Source organism: Caulobacter sp. GW456-12-1-14-TSB4 (assembly GCF_059424195.1).
The window spans coordinates 109,109-126,994 of the sequence record NZ_JBWKZF010000010.1 but is presented as its reverse complement, the minus strand read 5'-3'; the positions used below and the strand labels follow the sequence as shown (position 1 = coordinate 126,994).

The 17,886-nt window shown below is 68.3% G+C and carries 19 protein-coding genes; 10 read left to right on the top strand and 9 right to left on the bottom strand.

All coding sequences use genetic code 11. The features are described 5' to 3' along the window. The first annotated feature begins 124 nt into the window (after nucleotides 1-124). The gene (locus tag AC07YH_RS12050; RefSeq protein ID WP_494747225.1) at nucleotides 125-910 is read left to right on the top strand and encodes an SDR family oxidoreductase; all 786 of its coding nucleotides are present in this window, start codon (nucleotides 125-127) and stop codon (nucleotides 908-910) included. Nucleotides 911-1,060: 150 nt separating this feature from the next. Here the strand turns inward: AC07YH_RS12050 and spdR are convergent, their stop codons facing one another. Together spdR and AC07YH_RS12040 are read right to left on the bottom strand one after the other, a co-directional pair. Then, nucleotides 1,061-1,618 carry a stationary phase response regulator transcription factor SpdR gene (spdR, locus tag AC07YH_RS12045; RefSeq protein ID WP_494623259.1) on the bottom strand — a complete coding sequence of 186 codons (558 nt, stop codon included), beginning with the start codon at nucleotides 1,616-1,618 and terminating at the stop codon, nucleotides 1,061-1,063. Between the two features lie 76 nt (nucleotides 1,619-1,694). Continuing rightward, on the bottom strand, nucleotides 1,695-3,095 hold the full coding sequence (locus AC07YH_RS12040) for an ActS/PrrB/RegB family redox-sensitive histidine kinase (protein WP_494747224.1): 1,401 nt from the start codon (nucleotides 3,093-3,095) through the stop codon (nucleotides 1,695-1,697). Nucleotides 3,096-3,169: 74 nt separating this feature from the next. On the opposite strand from AC07YH_RS12040, the gene AC07YH_RS12035 reads away from it, so the two are divergent. From AC07YH_RS12035 to AC07YH_RS12020, 4 genes are all read left to right on the top strand, one after another. Continuing rightward, a complete protein-coding gene (locus AC07YH_RS12035; protein ID WP_494747223.1) occupies nucleotides 3,170-3,760 on the top strand; it encodes an SCO family protein in 591 nt (196 codons plus the stop codon). Between the two features lie 8 nt (nucleotides 3,761-3,768). Beyond that, nucleotides 3,769-4,137: a hypothetical protein gene (locus AC07YH_RS12030; protein WP_494747222.1), complete on the top strand. Its 369-nt coding sequence runs from the start codon at nucleotides 3,769-3,771 to the stop codon at nucleotides 4,135-4,137. A 129-nt stretch (nucleotides 4,138-4,266) separates the two neighbouring features. After that, nucleotides 4,267-5,529 (top strand): polyhydroxyalkanoate depolymerase, encoded by a 1,263-nt coding sequence (locus AC07YH_RS12025; RefSeq protein WP_494747221.1) that lies wholly within the window; start codon nucleotides 4,267-4,269, stop codon nucleotides 5,527-5,529. Nucleotides 5,530-5,578: 49 nt separating this feature from the next. Further along, the gene (locus AC07YH_RS12020) at nucleotides 5,579-6,298 is read left to right on the top strand and encodes a M48 family metallopeptidase (RefSeq protein ID WP_494747220.1); all 720 of its coding nucleotides are present in this window, start codon (nucleotides 5,579-5,581) and stop codon (nucleotides 6,296-6,298) included. Nucleotides 6,299-6,417: 119 nt separating this feature from the next. Here the strand turns inward: AC07YH_RS12020 and AC07YH_RS12015 are convergent, their stop codons facing one another. After that, complete coding sequence (locus tag AC07YH_RS12015) at nucleotides 6,418-8,379, bottom strand: transglycosylase domain-containing protein (RefSeq protein WP_494747219.1); 1,962 nt, start codon at nucleotides 8,377-8,379, stop codon at nucleotides 6,418-6,420. A gap of 245 nt (nucleotides 8,380-8,624) precedes the next feature. On the opposite strand from AC07YH_RS12015, the gene recQ reads away from it, so the two are divergent. Further along, nucleotides 8,625-10,466 (top strand): DNA helicase RecQ, encoded by a 1,842-nt coding sequence (gene recQ / locus AC07YH_RS12010; protein ID WP_494747218.1) that lies wholly within the window; start codon nucleotides 8,625-8,627, stop codon nucleotides 10,464-10,466. Nucleotides 10,467-10,513: 47 nt separating this feature from the next. After that, complete coding sequence (locus tag AC07YH_RS12005; protein WP_494747217.1) at nucleotides 10,514-10,837, top strand: hypothetical protein; 324 nt, start codon at nucleotides 10,514-10,516, stop codon at nucleotides 10,835-10,837. Between the two features lie 133 nt (nucleotides 10,838-10,970). Here AC07YH_RS12005 and mmcB read toward each other — a convergent pair whose 3' ends face one another. Together mmcB and AC07YH_RS11995 are read right to left on the bottom strand one after the other, a co-directional pair. After that, a complete protein-coding gene (gene mmcB, locus AC07YH_RS12000) occupies nucleotides 10,971-11,429 on the bottom strand; it encodes a DNA repair putative endonuclease MmcB (protein WP_494747216.1) in 459 nt (152 codons plus the stop codon). 41 nt (nucleotides 11,430-11,470) lie between these two features. Further along, nucleotides 11,471-12,418 (bottom strand): AraC family transcriptional regulator, encoded by a 948-nt coding sequence (locus AC07YH_RS11995; protein ID WP_494747215.1) that lies wholly within the window; start codon nucleotides 12,416-12,418, stop codon nucleotides 11,471-11,473. A gap of 91 nt (nucleotides 12,419-12,509) precedes the next feature. On the opposite strand from AC07YH_RS11995, the gene AC07YH_RS11990 reads away from it, so the two are divergent. Beyond that, on the top strand, nucleotides 12,510-13,538 hold the full coding sequence (locus AC07YH_RS11990) for an SDR family oxidoreductase (RefSeq protein ID WP_494747214.1): 1,029 nt from the start codon (nucleotides 12,510-12,512) through the stop codon (nucleotides 13,536-13,538). Here the strand turns inward: AC07YH_RS11990 and AC07YH_RS11985 are convergent. The 3 genes from AC07YH_RS11985 to AC07YH_RS11975 form a co-directional block, all read right to left on the bottom strand. Next, a complete protein-coding gene (locus AC07YH_RS11985; RefSeq protein ID WP_494747213.1) occupies nucleotides 13,535-14,065 on the bottom strand; it encodes a lipocalin family protein in 531 nt (176 codons plus the stop codon). The genes AC07YH_RS11990 and AC07YH_RS11985 overlap by 4 nt on opposite strands. Then, entirely contained in the window at nucleotides 14,062-14,598 is a 537-nt protein-coding gene (locus AC07YH_RS11980) for a lipocalin family protein (protein WP_494747212.1), read from the bottom strand. The genes AC07YH_RS11985 and AC07YH_RS11980 overlap by 4 nt, the downstream gene beginning before the upstream one ends. Nucleotides 14,599-14,687: 89 nt before the next feature. After that, a complete protein-coding gene (locus AC07YH_RS11975; RefSeq protein ID WP_494747211.1) occupies nucleotides 14,688-15,815 on the bottom strand; it encodes a ferritin-like domain-containing protein in 1,128 nt (375 codons plus the stop codon). A gap of 160 nt (nucleotides 15,816-15,975) precedes the next feature. Here AC07YH_RS11975 and AC07YH_RS11970 point away from each other — a divergent pair, with 160 nt between their 5' ends. Next, nucleotides 15,976-16,665, top strand: coding sequence for an NAD-dependent deacylase (locus tag AC07YH_RS11970; RefSeq protein WP_494747210.1), 690 nt, complete (start codon nucleotides 15,976-15,978; stop codon nucleotides 16,663-16,665). Here AC07YH_RS11970 and AC07YH_RS11965 read toward each other — a convergent pair. Beyond that, the gene (locus AC07YH_RS11965; protein ID WP_494747209.1) at nucleotides 16,657-17,280 is read right to left on the bottom strand and encodes a class I SAM-dependent methyltransferase; all 624 of its coding nucleotides are present in this window, start codon (nucleotides 17,278-17,280) and stop codon (nucleotides 16,657-16,659) included. The genes AC07YH_RS11970 and AC07YH_RS11965 overlap by 9 nt on opposite strands. A 114-nt stretch (nucleotides 17,281-17,394) precedes the next feature. Between AC07YH_RS11965 and AC07YH_RS11960 the strand changes: the two genes are divergently transcribed. Continuing rightward, nucleotides 17,395-17,877: a GFA family protein gene (locus AC07YH_RS11960; protein ID WP_494747208.1), complete on the top strand. Its 483-nt coding sequence runs from the start codon at nucleotides 17,395-17,397 to the stop codon at nucleotides 17,875-17,877. The last annotated feature ends 9 nt before the right edge of the window (nucleotides 17,878-17,886 follow it).

The window sequence follows — 17,886 nt, the reverse complement described above, 5'->3', positions numbered from 1 at the left end:
GAAACGGGGGAGGTGGCGTGGCGCGAATACGCGCTGTGACGGAGGGGGCGCTCAAGATCGGCCCTTCCCTCGCGTTCCATCCCAGTTCAAACTCCCGTTTGAATTATAATCGGGAGGACGCCGCATGGCGCAGAGCACGGGCCGGGTCGCCGGCAAGAAGGCCTTCATCACCGGCGGGGCGCAAGGGTTGGGCGCGGCGGCCGGGCGGATGCTGGCCAGCGAAGGCGCCAAGGTCGCCCTGGCCGACCTGAACCTGGCCGGCGCGCAGGCCGTGGCCGACGAGATCAACGCCGCCCACGGCGCGGGCACGGCCTTCGCCTATCAGCTGGATGTCACCCAGGAAGACCAGTGGATCGAGGTGCTGGAAAAGGCCGCCGGCGATCTGGGCGGCCTTTCGGTGCTGGTCAACAACGCCGGCATCGGCGGCGATGGGCCCATCGAGAGCCTGGATTTCGGGCTCTGGAAGAAGGTCATGTCGGTCAATGTCGACTCGGTGTTCCTGGGCGCCAAGCACGCCCTGACTCACATGCGCGCCCATCAGCCGGGCTCGATCATCAATCTGAGTTCGATCGCCGGCCTGATCGCCAACGGCAATTCGCCGGCCTACAACGCCTCGAAGGCGGCGGTCTGGCTGCTGAGCAAGAACATCGCGCTGTACTGCGCCAAGATGAAGCTCGACATCCGCTCGAACTCCATCCACCCGACCTTCATCGACACGCCGATCCTGGACGGGTTCTCGGCCCGGTTCGGCAAGGAGGAGGCCTTCGCCAAGCTGGCCCGCCAGGTGCCGCTGGGCCGCATCGGCGAGCCGAACGACATCGCCAACGCGGTGCTCTATCTCGCCAGCGACGAGAGCAAGTTCATGACCGGCGCCGAGATCAAGGTCGACGGGGGTATATCGGCGATGTGATGCGCTGACGGGTTCTCCTCCCCCGCTGGGGGAGGTGGCCCAGAGGGCCGGAGGGGGCAGCGCGGCGCTAACCCAGATCGCGCCAAGCATTGCCTATGCCGGCGCTGCCCCCTCAGTCGCTCCGCGACAGCTCCCCCGAAGGGGGAGCATCTACCGCGGCGCGCGCTTCGCCAGGATCCGCTGCAAGGTCCGCCGGTGCATGTTCAGCCGCCGGGCCGTTTCCGACACGTTGTGGCCGCACATCTCGTAGACGCGCTGGATGTGCTCCCACCGCACGCGGTCGGCGCTCATCGGGTTTTCCGGCGGGGCCGGGGCGGCGTCCTTGGCGGCCAGAAGGGCGCGAGCCACGTCGTCGGCGTCGGCCGGCTTGGACAGGTAATCGACCACCCCCGCCTTCACCGCCGCCACCGCCGTGGCGATGTTGCCATAGCCGGTCAGCATGATGACCTTGGCGTCGGCGCGGGCGTCGCGCACGGCCTCGACGACCTTCAGGCCCGAGCCATCCTCCAGCCGCATGTCCAGCACCGCGTGGGCCGGCGCATGACTGCGCAGGATCGTCAGGGCCTCGGCCACGGAAGCGGCCAAGGTCACCTCGAACCCACGCTGCTCCAGCGCGCGACCCAATCGGGTCCGCAGCGGAGCGTCATCGTCCAACAGTAGCAGCGTCTTGTCCGGCAGCGCCGAAACCAGCTCACCGATATCCGCCATAGAAGTCCGCGCCTCCCCAGCGCCAATACTCAACAGGCCAAATAACAACCCATACTTTCGCGCTTCCGCGAAACACTCAAGCCCCCGTAAAGCCGGGGGCCTCTAAGGCCGGCCGAGGCCAGCGCGCCGAAACGACCGCCCCACCCCGGCGACCATTACGGAAATCCACCGTCGCGCCCGTTCGTTCCAGCAAGGTCTTTGCGATGAAGAAGCCTAGACCCATGCCGATATGCCCCGTCCGCGAGCCTTCCGCGCCCGGACGTGTCGTGACATAGGGCTCGCCCAGCTTGGCCAGCACCTCGGGCGAGAAGCCCGGACCGTCGTCGCGCGCCTCGATGACGATGTAGCGGGCGTCGAAACGGGCGATCACCAGCACCTCGCCACGCGCGAAATCGACGGCGTTCTCGACGATCGAGGTCATGGCGTGGATGATTTCCGGGCGCCGCCAGATGTCGGGCGCGGTCTCGCCGGACGGGCCGTTGACGACCGCCTCCACGCGCACGCCGTGCACCAGGTGCGGTTCGATCACGTCCTGGACCAGCTGGACCAGGCTCATGCGCTCGTGCACCGCGTCGGTGGCCTCGGGCATCTCGGTCAGGCGCTGGAGGATCTCGCGGCAGCGGGCGGCCTGGCCGATCAGCAGTTCGGCGTCCTCGCGGGTCTGGTCGTCGGGCGCGCCGCGCGCCATCTCGCGGGCCACGACCGAGATGGTCGCCAGCGGCGTGCCCAGCTCGTGAGCGGCGGCGGCGGCCAGGGCGCCCAGGGCCGAGAGCCTCTGCTCGCGGGCCAGCACGGTCTCGGTGACGTTGAGGGCCAGCTCCATCCGCGCGGACTCGCTGGCCGCCTGCCAGGCATAGGCCGCCGTCAGGATGATGCCGACGATCCGCGCCGCCACGATGGTCCACAGCATCAGCGGGCTGGGGGTGTAGGGCCAGGGCTGGCCGTTCACGATCGGCAGCGGCATGTGGAAGAGGGCCAGCAGAACCGTCGAGGCGATGGCCAGCGCCCCCAGGCCGATGGCGTAGCGGGCCGGCAGGGTCGCCGCCGCCAGGGTCACCGGCGCGATCAGCAGCAGGGCGAAGGGATTGTGCGCCCCGCCGGTCAGGTAGATCAGCCCCGACAGCTGCAGGATGTCGAAGGCGATCTGGGCGGTGGCCTCGCCGTCTCGGGCCAGGCGCTGGCCGCTGGACGCCAGGCCCAGCAGCACGTTCAGCCAGGCCGACAGGGCGATCAGGGTGAAGCACAGCGCCCACGGCACCTGCAGCTTCAGGGCCAGGCCGGAAATCAGCAGGACGGCGGTCTGGCCGACCACCCATAGCCAGCGCTGCGCCAGAAGTGTGCGTACCCTTAAGCGTCCGCGACGCAGCCCTGGAGCCGTCCAGGACCAGGCGTCGTCTTGCGCCGGTTCGTCACCGGGCTTATCGAGCCCTCTGTGACGCTGATCGTCGGGCGTTCTCGCGAACGATACGTCAGTCATGGTCGCAGGATTGTCCAGAATTGCGCGCTTTGCGAGAGCAAAAGGACAAGCGGCAATAAAAGGATGAAATGCACATGCCTCGTCATCGCCTTCTCCTGATCCTGGCCTGCGTCGTGGGCCTCGCGGTGACCGCTGGCCTGGCGTGGCGCGCCGGGGTGTTTCAGTCCGAGCCCGCCGTGACGGTGGGCGGACCGTTCCAGCTCGTGAACCAGGACGGCGCCCCGACCACCGAGAAGGCGCTGAAGGGTAAATGGAGCGCGGTGTTCTTCGGTTTCACCTATTGCCCCGATGTCTGCCCGGGCACGCTGCAAGGCCTGTCGGCGGCGACCGACCAGCTGGGCCCCAAGGCCAAGGACCTGCAGATCGTCTTCATCTCGATCGACCCGGCCCGCGACACGCCCGAGCAGATGAAGACCTACCTGTCGGCCGACTATGTGCCCAAGACGACGATCGGCCTGACGGGGACCCAGGAACAGGTCCAGGCGGCGGCCAAGGCCTACAAGGTCTATTACGCCAAGGTCGGCGACGGCCCCGGCTACACCATGGACCACTCGACGGCGATCTACCTGATGGACGAGAAGGGCCGCTTCAAGACGGTGATCCCCTACAACCTGCCGCCGGCCGACATCGCACGGCGGATTTCGGACGCGATGCGCGAGGGGTAGGAGCGCCTTTGGAGTTCACGGGTCTCGAGCGGACGGTTTTCGCCCAGATGTGCGACGCTGAGCCCGGCGTCGCTGAATGGTTGGGCGCACTTCTGGCGACGGCGAGGCTGACCGAGCGGGACAATACCGGCCACGGTTTCTACACAACGTTCGAGGTCGAGAGGGTCCTGCCGCCCGTGGCGATGCAGATGGTCGATGCGCCCAACGCCGAGATCGGGGTCGGAGGCGAGGTCCTGATCATGGGCTTCGTCCTGTGGCTGAAGGACGGGTACCCGGACTGTCTGGAAGGCTTTCAGTACGGAACGCTGGCAGGCGATGACATCGATCTCAAGGCTACCGGCCTGGATGATCTCGTCTGGCTGCGGGCGGCGCTCTGAAGCGGCGAGCCCCGTGACCGCTACCACCTCACCGTGAAGCGACGCCATGACGCGGCGCAAATCGCTGCGAAAGGTAGACTCCGTTAGGTTCTGACGTGCTATGTTGCGATGCAACATCGCGGATGCGCCATGCTCTACGCTCTTCACGAAGCGGCTTATTACGCCTCCACCCCGATGCGCCAGATGGCGCTGGCGGCCCGGGATTTCTGGGGATCGCCGCTGAATCCGGCCGCCGACACGGCCGTGGGCCGGCGCCTGCACGCCGGGGCGGACCTGTTCGCCAACATCACCCGGCGCTACGGCAAGCCGAAGTGGGGCATCGACACGGTCAAGATCGGTCAGGTCGACGTCCGCGTCCGCGAGACCATCGTCTGGCAGAGCGCCTGGGCGCGCGTGATCCAGTTCGACCGAGACATGGCCGACATGCGCCGGGCCGGCAAGTTCAGCCTCGACCCCGCCGTGCTGATCGTCGCGCCGCTGTCGGGCCACTATGCGACCTTGTTGCGGGGTACGGTCGAGGCGTTCCTGCCCGACCATTCGGTGTTCATCGTCGACTGGGTCAACGCCCGCAACGTCTCGGTGCTGGAAGGCCGCTTCGACTTCCACGACTATATCGACCACATCATCCAGATGCTGGCCGCGCTGGGCCCGCGTCCGAACGTGGTGGCCGTCTGCCAGCCGGGTCCGCCGGTGCTGGCCGCCGCCGCCCTGATGGCCGAGCAGAACCACCCGTCGCGCCCGGCCAGCATGACCTTCATGGGCTCGCCGATCGACGCGCGCCTGTCGCCGACCGTGACCAACCAGCTGGCCGAGGAAAAGCCGTTCACCTGGTTCCAGTCGAACATGATCTACACGGTGCCGCCGCCCTATCCGGGCGCGGGCCGGCGCGTCTATCCGGGCTTCGTGCAGCTGGCCAGCTTCATGAGCATGAACGCCGAGCGTCACCAGGAGGCCCACCGTCGCTACTTCACCGACCTGGTGAAGGGCGACGGCGACAGCGCCGACAAGCACCTGGAGTTCTACGACGAGTATCTGTCGGTCCTGGACCTGACGGAGGAGTTCTACCTCCAGACCATCGACATCGTCTTCCAGCAGTACCTGCTGCCGAAGGGCGAGCTGATGCATCGCGGGACCCTGGTGAAGCCGGAAGCCATCACCGACATCGGCCTGATGACGGTCGAGGGCGAGAACGACGACATCTCCGGCATCGGCCAGACCCAAGCCGCCCACACCCTGTGCGCGAACATTCCCGACGACCTGAAGCTGGACTATGTCCAGCCCAATGTCGGCCACTACGGCGTGTTCAACGGCCGCCGCTTCCGGGAAGAGATCTATCCGCGCGTGCGCAAGTTCATCCGCAAGTGCGACCCGCACTTCGAGGAAGAGGCGTAACGCTAAGGACGCTTGCGGCGAGCCTCGGCGCACACGATCTTAGGCGCTGATGTTCGCGCTCAAGGCCCAACGTTTTTCCGACGGTGATCGACTGGAGATCGGCGGCTGGCCGGTTCGCCTGCGGGTGGACGGCCGGGCGCGGCGGATTTCGCTGCGCGTCGACAGGGCCAAGTCCGAGATCGTCGCCCTGGCCCCCAACCTCAAGCGCCTGAACGAGGCCGTGGCCTTCGCCCAGGAGAAGTCCGGCTGGATCGCCAAGCAGCTGGCGGCCCTGCCCGAGCGGATGAACCTGGCCCCCGGCGGCGTCCTGCGCCTGAACGACCAGGCCTATCGGCTGGAGGTCGGTTCCGGCCGCGCCAGGATCGACGGCGACCGCATCGTCGCGCCCGACGACGCCAACTGGAGCCTGAAGGTCATCCGCCTGGCCAAGCGCGAGGCGCTTTCCGTGCTGACCGAGCGCACCGCCATCCATGCGGCGGCGCTCGGCCGGCCGATGCCGTCGGTGGCGGTGGCCGATCCGAAGGCGCGCTGGGGCTCCTGCCGTCCGGCCACCTCGCGTACGCCGGCGGCGATCCGCTACAGCTGGCGGCTGATCCTGGCCCCGGCGGTGGTGGCCGACTACGTCGCCGCCCACGAATGCGCCCACCTGATCGAGGCCAATCACGGGCCGCGCTTCTGGGCGCTGTGCGAGGAACTGGCCGGTGATCCAGCGCCCCACCGCGCGTGGCTGCGCGCCCACGCGGCGGAGCTGCACGCGATCGGGGCCTAGGATGGAAGATCCTCCCCCGTTGGGGGAGGTGGCCTGGAGGGGCGGAGGGGCAGCGCGGCCTATGCCCAGATGGCCTCCTCAGTCGCTCCGCGACAGCTCCCCCGGAAGGGGAGCATCTATCAGTAAGGCAGCTGATCCACCGGCGGGGCGGTGCCGGCCGGGGTCTCGGCGGCGGGACCTTCCGGTCCCGGCGTCGGGTTCATCAAATCCCCGATCGGGTCGGTGTTCTCGACCGGAGGCGGCTCGACCGTGCCGCCCGGGATCGGGGTGGCCTTCAGGCGGGGCAGGGCGGCGGCCATGAAGGTGCGCCAGACCTCGGCGGGCGCGCCGCCGCCGGTGACACGCTTCATGGGCGTGTTGTCGTCCTTGCCGGTCCAGACGGCGGTGACGAAGCCGCCGGTGTAGCCGACGAACCAGGCGTCCTTGTAGTCGCTGGTCGTGCCGGTCTTGCCGGCGATGTCGTAGCCGGCGACCTTGGCGCGCGTGCCGGTGCCCGAGGCCACGACCTGGCGCATCATCTGGTTCATGTACTGCAGGGCCGGCGAGCCGATCACCGCCGAGCGGGCCTGCTTGTCGACGCCATGGTCATAGAGGACCTTGCCGCTGGCGGTGCGGATCCGTTCGATGCCGTAGCCCTTGGCCAGGAAGCCGCCGTTCGAGAACGGGGCGTAGGCCTGGGCCATCTCCATCGGCGAGACCTCGACCGCGCCCAGCGCCATCGACGGGTCCAGCTGGATCTTGCTGGTGATGCCGAGGCGACGGGCGGTGGCGGCGACGTTGCTGGTGCCGACCTCGTTGGCCAGGCGCGCGGCGACCGTGTTGATCGACTGGGCCAGGGCCGTCTGCAGGGTGATCGGGCCGAGGTACTTGTTGGTGTAGTTCTTCGGCTCCCAGTTGCCGATCTTGACCGGCTCGTCGACGACCATCACGGCGGGCGTGCGGCCCTGTTCCATGGCGGTCAGGTAGACGAACGGCTTGAAGGCCGAGCCGGCCTGGCGGCGGGCGGTGGTGGCGCGGTCGAACTGGGTCTCGGCGTAGTCGGCGCCGCCCACATAGGCGCGGATGCGGCCTTCGCCGTCGATGGCGACCAGGGCCGCTTGCTGCACCCCTTGCGCCTCGTGGCCGTCGACGCCCAGCTTCACGGCGCGCTCGGCCGAGACCTGGATCGGCAGGTCCAGAGTGGTCTCGACGACGAGGTCCTCGGTCGGTTCGCCGACCAGCGAGCGGACCTGGGCGTCGATATAGTCGGTGAAGTACTGGGCGCGCTGGTTGGCCAGGGTGGCCGAGACCTGCACGGGGGTCTTGAAGGCCTCGTCGCGCTGCTCGGGCGTGATGGCCTTGATGCGCACCATCTCATCGAGAACGATCGTGGCGCGGCGGGCGGCGCGTTCCTTGGCCGAGACCGGCGAATAGCGGGCCGGGCCCTTCATCATGCCGGCCAGCAGGGCCGACTCGCCGATGGTCAGGTCCTTGGCGGGCTTGTTGAAATAGCGCTGCGAGGCGGCCTCGATGCCGTAGGCGCCGGCGCCGAAATAGACCCGGTTCATATAGAGGGCCAGGATCTGCTTCTTGCTGAACTTCAGCTCCAGCCAGACGGCCAGGATCAGCTCCTGGGCCTTGCGGCGATAGTTCTGGGCCGGGCTCAGGAACAGGTTGCGGGCCAGCTGCTGGGTGATGGTCGAGCCGCCGCGCTGGGGGCCGTCATGGGTGGCGTTCCACGCCAGCGACCGGACGATGCCCCAGGGGTTGAAGCCGATGTGGTGATAGAACTGGCGGTCCTCGATCGCCACGAAGGCGGCCGGCACATAGTCCGGCAGGGCGTCGATATCGACCGGCGGCGCGTACTGGCTGCCGCGCACCGCGAGCAGGGCGCCCGAACGGTCCAGATAGTTGATCGAGGGCTGACGCTTGACGTCGTAGAGCTTGGACGTGTCGGGCAGGTCGCTGGCGAACACCGCGAAGAAGGCGACGACGAAGATCAGGCCCCAGACGCCCAGGACCGTACTCCAATAGACGAGCGCCTGGAGCGGGGTGCGCTGCGGCCGAGCCGCCTTGTTCCCGCCGAAGGGTCCGTTCGCCATGGTCGTCCTGTATCCCGCGCGTCGATCTCAAGCGCGTTTCGTTTAGCCCAAGCCCACACAACGCGCGACAAGATTGACGAGAAGTGAACGAAGCTTAAGGCGCGCTTGTGGCGGCGCTCTCTCGGCGCCATGTTGCCACTTCTAATTGAGGAAACAAACGGCGAACGACCATGGCGTTCCTAGCTCCGTCAGACGGCGACCAGTCGTGCTTGGCCTCGCCGCCCGAGGCTGTCAAAAGAGCCCCCGTGTACGTTCCTCCCGAATCCCCCGAACTCGACCACGCCCGCGACGTCCTGCGGCGCACTTTTGGCCATGCCGACTTCCGAGGCATGCAGGCCGGGGTGATCAGCGAGATCCTGGCCGGCCACAGCGCCATGGCCGTGCTGCCCACCGGCGGCGGCAAGTCGCTGTGCTACCAGATCCCGTCGTTGATCCGGCCTGGCCTCGGTTTGGTGATCTCGCCGTTGATCGCCCTGATGGCCGACCAGGTCCAGGGCCTGCGCCAGGCGGGCGTGGCGGCCGAACGGCTGGACAGCAACGTCTCGATGGAAGAGCGCGGCGACATCTGGCGGCGCGTCAACGCCGGCGAGGTCGACATGCTGTACCTCTCGCCCGAGGGCTTGATGCAGCCGTGGATGCTGGACCGGCTGTCGCGCACGGACCTGGCCCTGATCGCCGTCGACGAGGCCCACTGCGTCAGCCAGTGGGGTCATGACTTCCGGCCCGAATACCGGATGATGGGTCGTCTCGCGGAGCTGTTCCCCAATGTGCCGCGCCTGGCGGTCACCGCCACCGCCGACGCCCGCACCCGCGACGACATCCGCGCCGAACTGCGCCTGCAGGGCGCGGCCGAGTTCGTCGACAGCTTCGCTCGCCCCGAGCTGGCCCTGAGCGCCGAGCGCAAGCGCGGCAAGGGCCATGACCGCGTGGTCGAGCTCGTCCTGGAGCGTCCCGGCCGGGCCGGCGTCGTCTATGCCGGCAGCCGCGACTCCACCGAGAAGCTGGCCGAGAAGCTCAATGCCGAGGGCGTCGCGGCCCTGGCCTACCATGCCGGCCTCGACAAGGCCGTCCGCGCCAAGCGGCTGGAGGATTTCCTGGAGGCCGACGCCGCGGTGATGGTGGCGACGATCGCGTTCGGCATGGGCGTCGACAAGCCCGACGTCCGCTTCGTGATCCACGCCGACCCGCCGGCCGCCATCGAGGCCTATTGGCAGGAGGTCGGCCGCGCTGGCCGCGACGGCCAGCCGGCCGAGGGCATCACCCTCTACGGATCCGCCGACATGGCCTGGGCCGGCCGCCGCATCGACACCAGGGACGCGCCCGACGAGGTCAAGCACGCCCAGTCGCGCAAGCTGCGCCAATTCTATTCGATGATGGAGGGCGTCACCTGCCGCGCCGCCGCTGTCCGCCGCTATTTCGGCGAGGAGGGCGTGGCCCCCTGCGGCGTCTGCGATATCTGCGTCGCGCCGCCGACCGGGATCGACGCCACCGAGGCGGCCCAGAAGGCGCTGTCGGCCGTCCACCGCATGGGCGGCCGGTTCGGGCGCGGACGGCTGATCGAGCACCTGATGGGCAAGACCAAGGACGTCACGCCGCAGGAGGCGCAACTGCCGACCTTCGGCATCGGCCGCGAGTTCAGCCAGCCGGTGTGGCGCGACCTCTTCGACACCCTGATCTTCGAGGGCCTGTTGCGCGAGGACCCCAATGACGGCCGGCCGCTGATCGGTCTGGGCGACGTCGAGGGCGTGCGCCAGGTCTATCGCAGCGAGCGCCGCGTGGCCCTGCGCCAGATGGCCGAGGCCCCCGAGACCGGCCGCGCCACGGGCGCGCGCAAGCGCCGCGAGGGCAAGGCTCTCACCATCCCGCTCGAGAACCAGCTCCTGTTCGAGGCCCTGCGCGCCTGGCGCAAGGAGCAGGCCCAGGCCCAGCATGTGCCGCCCTATGTCATCTTCCACGACGCCACCCTGGCCGAGATCGCCGCCGCGCGCCCGGCCACCCTGGCGGCGCTCGGCAAGTCCGGTGGGGTCGGCCAAGGCAAGCTGGACCGTTATGGGGAAGCGGTTTTGAAGGTGGTGCGAGAGAACTAAACCGCGTCCCAGGGGTTAGGTCCCAGTCAAGCCGAGGAGCCTCCCCCATGACGGATATCAGCAGCTTCACCCCCGACACCTCGTCGGCCGCCGCCGCGCTGGATGGCGCGAAGAAGACGACCGCCGAAAAGACCAAGCAGGCCAAGGAAGCGGTCACCAAGGCCGTGAAGTCGGCCCGCGAGACCGCCAGCGAAGTCGCCCAGCAGACCCGCACCTTCGCCTCGGAAAAGGCCAAGGTCGGCGCGGCCTATGCCCGCGACAAGGCGCAGGTGGCTCACCACGCCGCTGAAGAGCATCCGGTTGGTGTCGCGCTCGGCGCGTTCGCGATCGGGCTCGGCGTTGGTTTCCTGATCGCGCGGAATCTGGACTAGCGGGCCCGTCCTCGTCCTTCGACAAGCTCAGGATGAGGACGACTGCGGATCACTAGAAACCTCACCCTGAGCTTGTCCCCCGGGTCCGACCAAGGTCGGCCCGAGGATAAACTCCAGGCGGGGTTTCGGTCCTTCAGAGCGTCAACCGCTCCGCGTTCACGCCCGCGGCCCGCAAGGCCGCGAGGCGCGCAAACGCCAGCGTCAGCGCCTTGCGACGGGCCGGCGCCAGCGGCGTGACCGGCGCCTCGCGCACGACCGCGCCGCCGAAGCCGTCGGCGACGACCAGCCCCGGTTCGTCCGGCAGGATGCCTTCCGGAAAATGCGGCGCGACGGCGAAATAGAACGCGTCGCAATAGGGCGCGTATTCGCCCCACTTCCGGTCGACCCGGAAGTCCTCCAATCCCGACTTCACCTCGACGATCAGCACGTCGCCCTTGGGACCCAGCGCCATCAGGTCGGCCCGTCGTCCGTTCGGCAAGGTCACCTCGGCCAGTGGCGCGTAGCCCAGGTCGATCAGCAGCCGCGCGGCGCCGCGGGTCACGGTGAGGGTCGTCTCGGGCCGCGACGGCCGCATGTCGATGATCACGTCCACGGCGCGATCATGTTCCAGCTTTGTTCGCGTGACAAGTGGACTTAGGCCGCGACCCACGCCTGCCTCGCGAGGCCGCGATAGGCGCGCGGCGAGCTGCCGGTCACGCGCTTGAAGGCGTTGCTGAAGGCGCTTTCCGACGAATAGCCCAGGGACTGGCCGATCACCGCCACGGCGGTGGTGTCCTCGCGCAGCGCCCGCTCGGCCAGGCGCATCCGCCATTCCGTCAGATAGGTCAGCGGCGCCTTGCCCGACACCGTCTTGAAGTGGGCGGCGAACGAGGTCCGCGACATGGCGCAGGCCTTGGCGAGGTCCTCCAGGCCCCAGTCCCGGCCGGGCTCGCCGTGCATCAGGCGCAGCGCCGGGGCGGTCCGTGCGTCCGCCAGGGCCCGCAGCCAGCCGGCCGGCAGCGGCCCGCCGGTGTCGAGGTGCGAGCGCAGGATTTCGGTGAACAGCAGCTGGGCCAGGTGCTCCGAGGCCAGTTGGGCGCCGGGCCGCTGGCCGGCCGCCTCGTCGATCAGCCGGGTGAGCAGCCAGCCGAAGGCGGCGGCCTCCGGCGATCCGCCCTTGATGTGCAGCCAGGGCGGCAGGACGTCGGCCAGCAGTCCGCCGTTCAATGGATTGAGCAGGAGATGGCCGCCGATGAAGCCGAAGTCCGCGCCGTCGCCCAGCACCTCGTTCACCAGGCCCGTCGAGGGAAACAGGCTGGTCGCCTCGACGGGCTCGAGCCCCAAAGCGCTCTGGGGCGCGCTGGCCATGACATAGGTGCGCTGAGCGGTGAGCAGGCCGATGTCGCCGGCCTCCAGCCGCACCGCCGTCTCCGGCTCGTCCTCGAACCAGAACCAGCAGCCGCCATGCCGCACGACCGACATCTTGATGCGGTGGCGCGAGCGGAAGCGGATGGCCCACGGCCCGCCGGCCGAGAAGCCGCCAGCGTGGACGGCCCGGGCCTGGGTCAGGCTGAGGATCTCGGAGAACGGGTCGATGATCATTCTCGGATTTTCGCGAAAGTAATGCGGATCGACAAGCATTCTCCGTCCCGACGTCGGTCGATAGCTTCTGGCCATCGATCAGGAGACATCCATGCGAGACGATCTGGTTCTGGTGACCGGCGGCACGGGCTTCATCGCCCAGCACTGCATTCTGGCCCTGCTGGCCCAAGGCTATCGCGTGCGCACCACCTTGCGGACGCCCGCCCGCGAGGCCGAGGTGCGGGCCTATCTGAAAGTCGGCGGCGCCGAGCCGGGCGAGCGCCTGGAGTTCGCCACGGCCGACCTGGAGGACGATCGCGGCTGGGCCGAGGCCGTCGAGGGCTGCGCCTATGTCCTGCACGGCGCCTCGCCCACGCCGTCGGGCGACTACGCCAGCGAGGACGAATGGATCGTCCCCGCCGTCGAGGGCAATTTCCGGGTGCTGCGGGCGGCGCGGGACGCGGGGGTCAAGCGGGTGGTGCTGACCTCGGCCTTCGGCGCGGTCGGCATGGGCCACGCGCCGATGACGCGGCCGTTCAACGAGACCGACTGGAGCGAGCTGAACGACAAGGTCGCGCCCTACCAGAAATCCAAGACCCTGTCCGAACGCGCCGCCTGGGAGTTCATCCGGGCCGAGGGGCGGGGGATGGAGCTGTCGGCCGTCAACCCCACCGCCGTCATGGGTCCGGTGCTGGGCGCGGACTATTCGCACTCCATCCGGCTGATCAAGCAGATGCTGGATGGCCTGCCGGGCTGCCCGAAGGTCAATTCCGGCTTCGTCGACGCTCGGGATGTGGCCGACCTGCACCTGCGCGCCATGACCCACCCGGCCGCCAACGGCGAGCGCTTCCTGGCCATCGCCGGCGAGAGTCTGTGGATGCGCGAAGTGGCGGCGGTGTTGAAGCGCCGGATGGGCGCGGCCGCCGCCAAGGTCACGACCAAGGACATCCCCAACACGGTCGTCCGCCTGGGCGCCGCGGCCGGCAATCCGGCCCTCAAGGCCCTGGTCCCGTTCCTGGGCGTCACCATGAACGCCACCAGCGAAAAGGCCATCCGCCTGCTGGGCTGGTCGCCACGCCCGGCCGAGGAGGCGATCGTGGCCTCGGCGGAGAGCCTGATCGCGCTGGGCCTGATCGACTAGGGGGCGGGCTGTTTCGTCGGCCGCAGCAGCGCCGTGTCATAGCCCAGCGCCTTGGCCCGGGCCGTCAGCGCCGCGCGGTCGGCGTCGGCGGGGCGCTTGCGCGAGAGCAGCCAGAGGTACTTCCCCGAGCCCTCGCCGACGATCGACCAGCTGTAGTCGTCGGCGTGGTCCAGCACCCAGTAGTCGCCGAAGAACGGGCCGAAGAAGCTGACCTTCAGCTTGGCGTTGGTGGCCGCGTCCGCGATCTTGGCCTTGCCTTCGGACACCTTGACCGGTCCATCGACCGCGCCCTGATGGCAGGTGTTGAGCACGCGGATCAGGCCGTCGGGGCGCTTGGAATAGTCGGCGGTGACGCCTTCGCAGCCCTTTTCGAAGCGCATGTCGTAGCGCGCGACCTCGTACCAGCGGCCGGCATAGCGATCGAGGTCGACGCTCTTGGCCGGCTGCGGCGGGTTGGGATTGCCGACCGGGCCGGCGACGCAGGCGGTCAGGGCCAGGGCGCTCAAGGCGGCGAGGAGCGGCCTCACGCGCCGGCCCCGCCAGGCGGGTGCTGCGGGAATTCCAGTTTGCCGTAGCCCAGTTCTCGAACCCGCTCGACCGCCACGGCCTGCGACGCGGCGGGCATGTCGGGCGCGCGGGCGATCAGCCAGACATAGTTGCCGCCCGGCGTGGCCATGATCGCCCAGCTGTGGTCGTTGGCGCAGTCGAGGACCCAGTATTCCTGCTTCTTCAGCCCCCCGAGGAAGCTCATCGTGAAGCGGGTGTTCTGGCTGCCCTGGATGATCCTGCCGGTGGTCGAGAACACCTTCTCCGGACCCAGGGCCGAGCCGCGATGGCAGATCTGGCGGACCTTGAAGCTGCCGCCTTCCGTCGTGAAGTCGGTGGTCGGGGCCTCGCAGTCGCGCTGCCCGGCGTTGGGCGTGCGGGCGATCTCGTACCAGCGGCCGGAATAGAACGTGGCGGCGATGGGCTTGGCGGGCGGTTGTGCGCCCGCCAGGGCCACGCTGCCGCTCAACGCGGACGCGGCCAGGATCAGCACGAGGGTCTTGGAGAAAAGCATGGGCGGACCTTTGCCTCGGTCCGCCCAAACGCGGTGGGTTGTCGGAAGTTCCGACTATTCGGCGGCGATGCTCACGCCCGACCTTTTTCTTACTCGGCCGCGATACTCACGCCCGACAGGGGCCGATCCTTGAAGTTGATCGCCTGCAGGTGGCGGATGCCTTCCTCGGCGATGTCGTCGCCGACCATGCGGTCGCCTTCGCTCTTCAGTTCGTCGATGTCGACGTACATGGCGTAGAAGGCCTTGGTGCGGTCGGTGATGATGCCGGCGTTGAGCAGCGTCTTGACCAGCACCCGGAAGATGTTGGTCTGCTCCTTCATGTTCTCCCGACGTACGTCGTCGGTCATGATCTTCCCGTACTCCTCGACCACCTTGTCGGGATCCAGGCCGAACGCGGCATAGAGGTCCAGCTGCTGGTGCGGCGAGACCAGGTTGAACAGCAGGGTCTGGAAGCAGTGCGCCGCCCAGTCCTCGATGATGGCGTGCTCTTCCGGCGTCAGCTTGGGCACGGTGCGGTCGGCCCAGATCTTCCCGAACTTGTGGTGGAAGGCCTCGTCGGTCATGACCAGCTGCAACAGCTTCTTGCCGACCGGGTCGTTGATATTGTTGTAGAACGTCGCGAAGGCGCCCATGGCCAGGCCTTCGACCAGCATCTGCATGCCGATGATCTTCTTGTAGACCTCGGGCGCGCCGATGATCTCGACCAGCAGGGTCTTCAGGGCCGGGCCGCACTCGACCGGCTTGCCCCAGCGGGCCTTGATGTATTTGGCGAAGGCCGTGACGTGGCGGGCTTCCTCGCGCGTCTGGTTGGCGGCGTATTCCTGCGCGCCCTGGTCCTTCAGCACGTGGCACAGGCTGGCCGACAGGTTCAGCGCGCCCTGCTCGCCGTGCAGGATCGACGAGAAGCTGCGCAGCACCGACTGGTTGATGAAGCGGATGCGCGTCTTCGGGTCGGACAGGTGGTTGGAGACGTAGTCGGTCGACAGGGCGATGACCATGTCCTCGGGAACCAGGGCCTGGTTCTCCATGTCGAACGGCTCGTCGAAGTCGATATAGGTCTTGTCCAGCGGATCCCAGAAGTGGTCGTGGGTCGCGGAAATGATCTTGTCGAACGCGCTGGAGCGGTTGCCGTAGCGGTCGAGTTCGAGCATCGACTCGAAATCGTCCGGCGCGACCGCGTCGTACATGGCGTCCTTGGTGATGTTCTTGTCGGTCATGTCGGCGCTCCCTGTCGGCCTGGGTGACGTCCATCCCGCCGGGTCCGTCTTGCGCGGTCTCTCGGCGATCTAAACACTGTCAACTCAAGTGAGCGGGCGGGTCAAATTAAAAATGACGGCAGCGTCACCTTTGCTGCGGCGCGGAAAATCAGAGGACGGAATGAAGATCTTCGTGCTGACCGGGGCCGGCGTATCGGCCGAGAGCGGCCTGGGCACCTTCCGCGACAAGGATGGAGTGTGGACGAAGTACGACCTGTCGGAGGTCGCCACGCCGCAGGGTTTCGCGCGCAATCCGGCCCTGGTGCGGGACTTCTACAACGCCCGCCGCGCCAATCTCGCGGACGCGCAACCGAACGCGGCCCATGTCGCGCTGGCGCGACTGGAGGCCGCCTTGGGCGATGACCTCTTCCTCTGCACCCAGAACGTCGACGACCTGCACGAGAAGGCCGGATCGAAGCGCGTGATCCACATGCACGGCGAGCTGGCGGTGACCCGCTGCCATCACTGCCAGGCGACGCGGCCGGACGCCGAGCCGCTGACGGCCGAGGCGGTCTGCGAGGCCTGCGGCCGGGCCGAGGGCGCGCGGCCGCACGTGGTGTGGTTCGGCGAGATGCCGCTGTTCATGGAGGAGATTGGGGACGCGCTAGCCGAAGCCGACCTCTTCGTCTCGATCGGCACCTCGGGCTCGGTCTATCCGGCGGCGGGTTTCGTCGATGAGGCGCGGGCGATGGGGATCGCCACCTGCGAGATCAATCTGGAGCCTTCCGCGAATGCCTATGTGTTCGACGAGAAGGTCTACGGCCCAGCCAGTGAGGTCGTGCCGGCCTGGGTCGAGAAAATCCTAGGCTAGGCTGGCGACGCCCTGTTCGCACCAGCCCAGCGGCTTGGGGGTCTTGTCGACATAGAACCGGCGCGCCTCGTCCAGCTTGAAGCCGGCCGCCTCGATGGCGGTGGTGACGGGGCGGGTCAGGTGGCAGCCGCCGGCCAGCCGCTTCCAGAGCGGCTCCAGGCCCCGCTGCCAGCGCGAGACGCCGGCGTCGGGCGACAGGCCGTGCTCGCAGAACAGGAACTTGCCGCCAGGCTTCAGCACCCGCTTGGCCTCGGACAGCACGGCCGACGGCGAGTGCACCGAGCACAGGGTGAAGGTGCACAGCACCGTGTCGAAGCTGGCGTTCTCGAACGGCAGGGTCTCCGCTTCGCCGGCCTGAACATCGACCGCCAGGCCTTCGGCGCGCGGCGCGGCCTGGGCGATGGCTCGGAGTTCGGGATGCGGATCGACGCCGGTGACGCTGGTCGCCTTGGCGGGGTCGTAGAAGGCCAGGTTCAAGCCGCCGCCGATGCCCAGCTCCAGCACGCGCCCCTGCGCCAGCGGCACGATCTTCTCGCGCTGCTCGCGGATGGCCGGCGCGCCGCAGGCGCAGCACAGCAGCTTGGGCAGGATGTTGCGTTCGTACCAGGTGGCCATGTGTTTCTCCCCTACCCTCAAGAGAGCCGGGAGGATCGTCGTCGGGTCAAGTTACCCTCCTGACAGATACGGCAGCAGCAAGGACTATCCGGAATCGACCAGCCGGAGACCGCCATGCCCAAGCCCCTCAAACCGCCCGCCGAGGAAGCCGAGGGGGCGTGCGCGTGCGGCGCGGTGCGGGTGGCCATCGGCGTGCCGGCGCGGTGGTCGTTCCATGACCATTCGGCCGCCAGCCGCCGCGCCCAGGGCTGCGCCTATGTCACCTACACCGCCAGCTATCGCAGCCGCTTCCGCTGGCTGGAGGGCGAGGAGCTCGTCACGCACCACGAACATGAGGGCACGACGCGCGGTTTCTGCTCACGCTGCGGCACGCCGATCTTCATGGAGCGCAAGCGCGCCCCGACCATGATCAACCTGCCGCGCGCCCTGTTCGACACGCGGACCGGCCGCGAGCCGCGTTACCACACCGCCTTGGATCAAGCCCCGGACTGGGCATACGGCGGCGGCAAGCTGGTCCCGCTGAAGGGTTATCCCGGCGTGATGTGGGAACGGCCGAAAGCGAAGGCCAAGCGCAAGGCGATCGACGATTTCCTCTGACGCGGATCG

Bases quoted from the DNA above. Each gene is read 5' to 3' on its own strand.
- AC07YH_RS12025 (WP_494747221.1), top strand. From the start codon at position 4,267: ATGCTCTACGCTCTTCACGAAGCGGCTTATTACGCCTCCACCCCGATG.
- AC07YH_RS11970 (WP_494747210.1), top strand. From the start codon at position 15,976: ATGAAGATCTTCGTGCTGACCGGGGCCGGCGTATCGGCCGAGAGCGGC.
- AC07YH_RS12040 (WP_494747224.1), bottom strand. From the start codon at position 3,095: ATGACTGACGTATCGTTCGCGAGAACGCCCGACGATCAGCGTCACAGA.
- AC07YH_RS11965 (WP_494747209.1), bottom strand. From the start codon at position 17,280: ATGGCCACCTGGTACGAACGCAACATCCTGCCCAAGCTGCTGTGCTGC.
- AC07YH_RS11960 (WP_494747208.1), top strand. From the start codon at position 17,395: ATGCCCAAGCCCCTCAAACCGCCCGCCGAGGAAGCCGAGGGGGCGTGC.
- AC07YH_RS11975 (WP_494747211.1), bottom strand. From the start codon at position 15,815: ATGACCGACAAGAACATCACCAAGGACGCCATGTACGACGCGGTCGCG.
- AC07YH_RS11980 (WP_494747212.1), bottom strand. From the start codon at position 14,598: ATGCTTTTCTCCAAGACCCTCGTGCTGATCCTGGCCGCGTCCGCGTTG.
- AC07YH_RS12015 (WP_494747219.1), bottom strand. From the start codon at position 8,379: ATGGCGAACGGACCCTTCGGCGGGAACAAGGCGGCTCGGCCGCAGCGC.
- AC07YH_RS11990 (WP_494747214.1), top strand. From the start codon at position 12,510: ATGCGAGACGATCTGGTTCTGGTGACCGGCGGCACGGGCTTCATCGCC.
- AC07YH_RS12035 (WP_494747223.1), top strand. From the start codon at position 3,170: ATGCCTCGTCATCGCCTTCTCCTGATCCTGGCCTGCGTCGTGGGCCTC.
- AC07YH_RS12020 (WP_494747220.1), top strand. From the start codon at position 5,579: ATGTTCGCGCTCAAGGCCCAACGTTTTTCCGACGGTGATCGACTGGAG.
- AC07YH_RS11995 (WP_494747215.1), bottom strand. From the start codon at position 12,418: ATGATCATCGACCCGTTCTCCGAGATCCTCAGCCTGACCCAGGCCCGG.
- AC07YH_RS12005 (WP_494747217.1), top strand. From the start codon at position 10,514: ATGACGGATATCAGCAGCTTCACCCCCGACACCTCGTCGGCCGCCGCC.
- AC07YH_RS12050 (WP_494747225.1), top strand. From the start codon at position 125: ATGGCGCAGAGCACGGGCCGGGTCGCCGGCAAGAAGGCCTTCATCACC.
- spdR (WP_494623259.1), bottom strand. From the start codon at position 1,618: ATGGCGGATATCGGTGAGCTGGTTTCGGCGCTGCCGGACAAGACGCTG.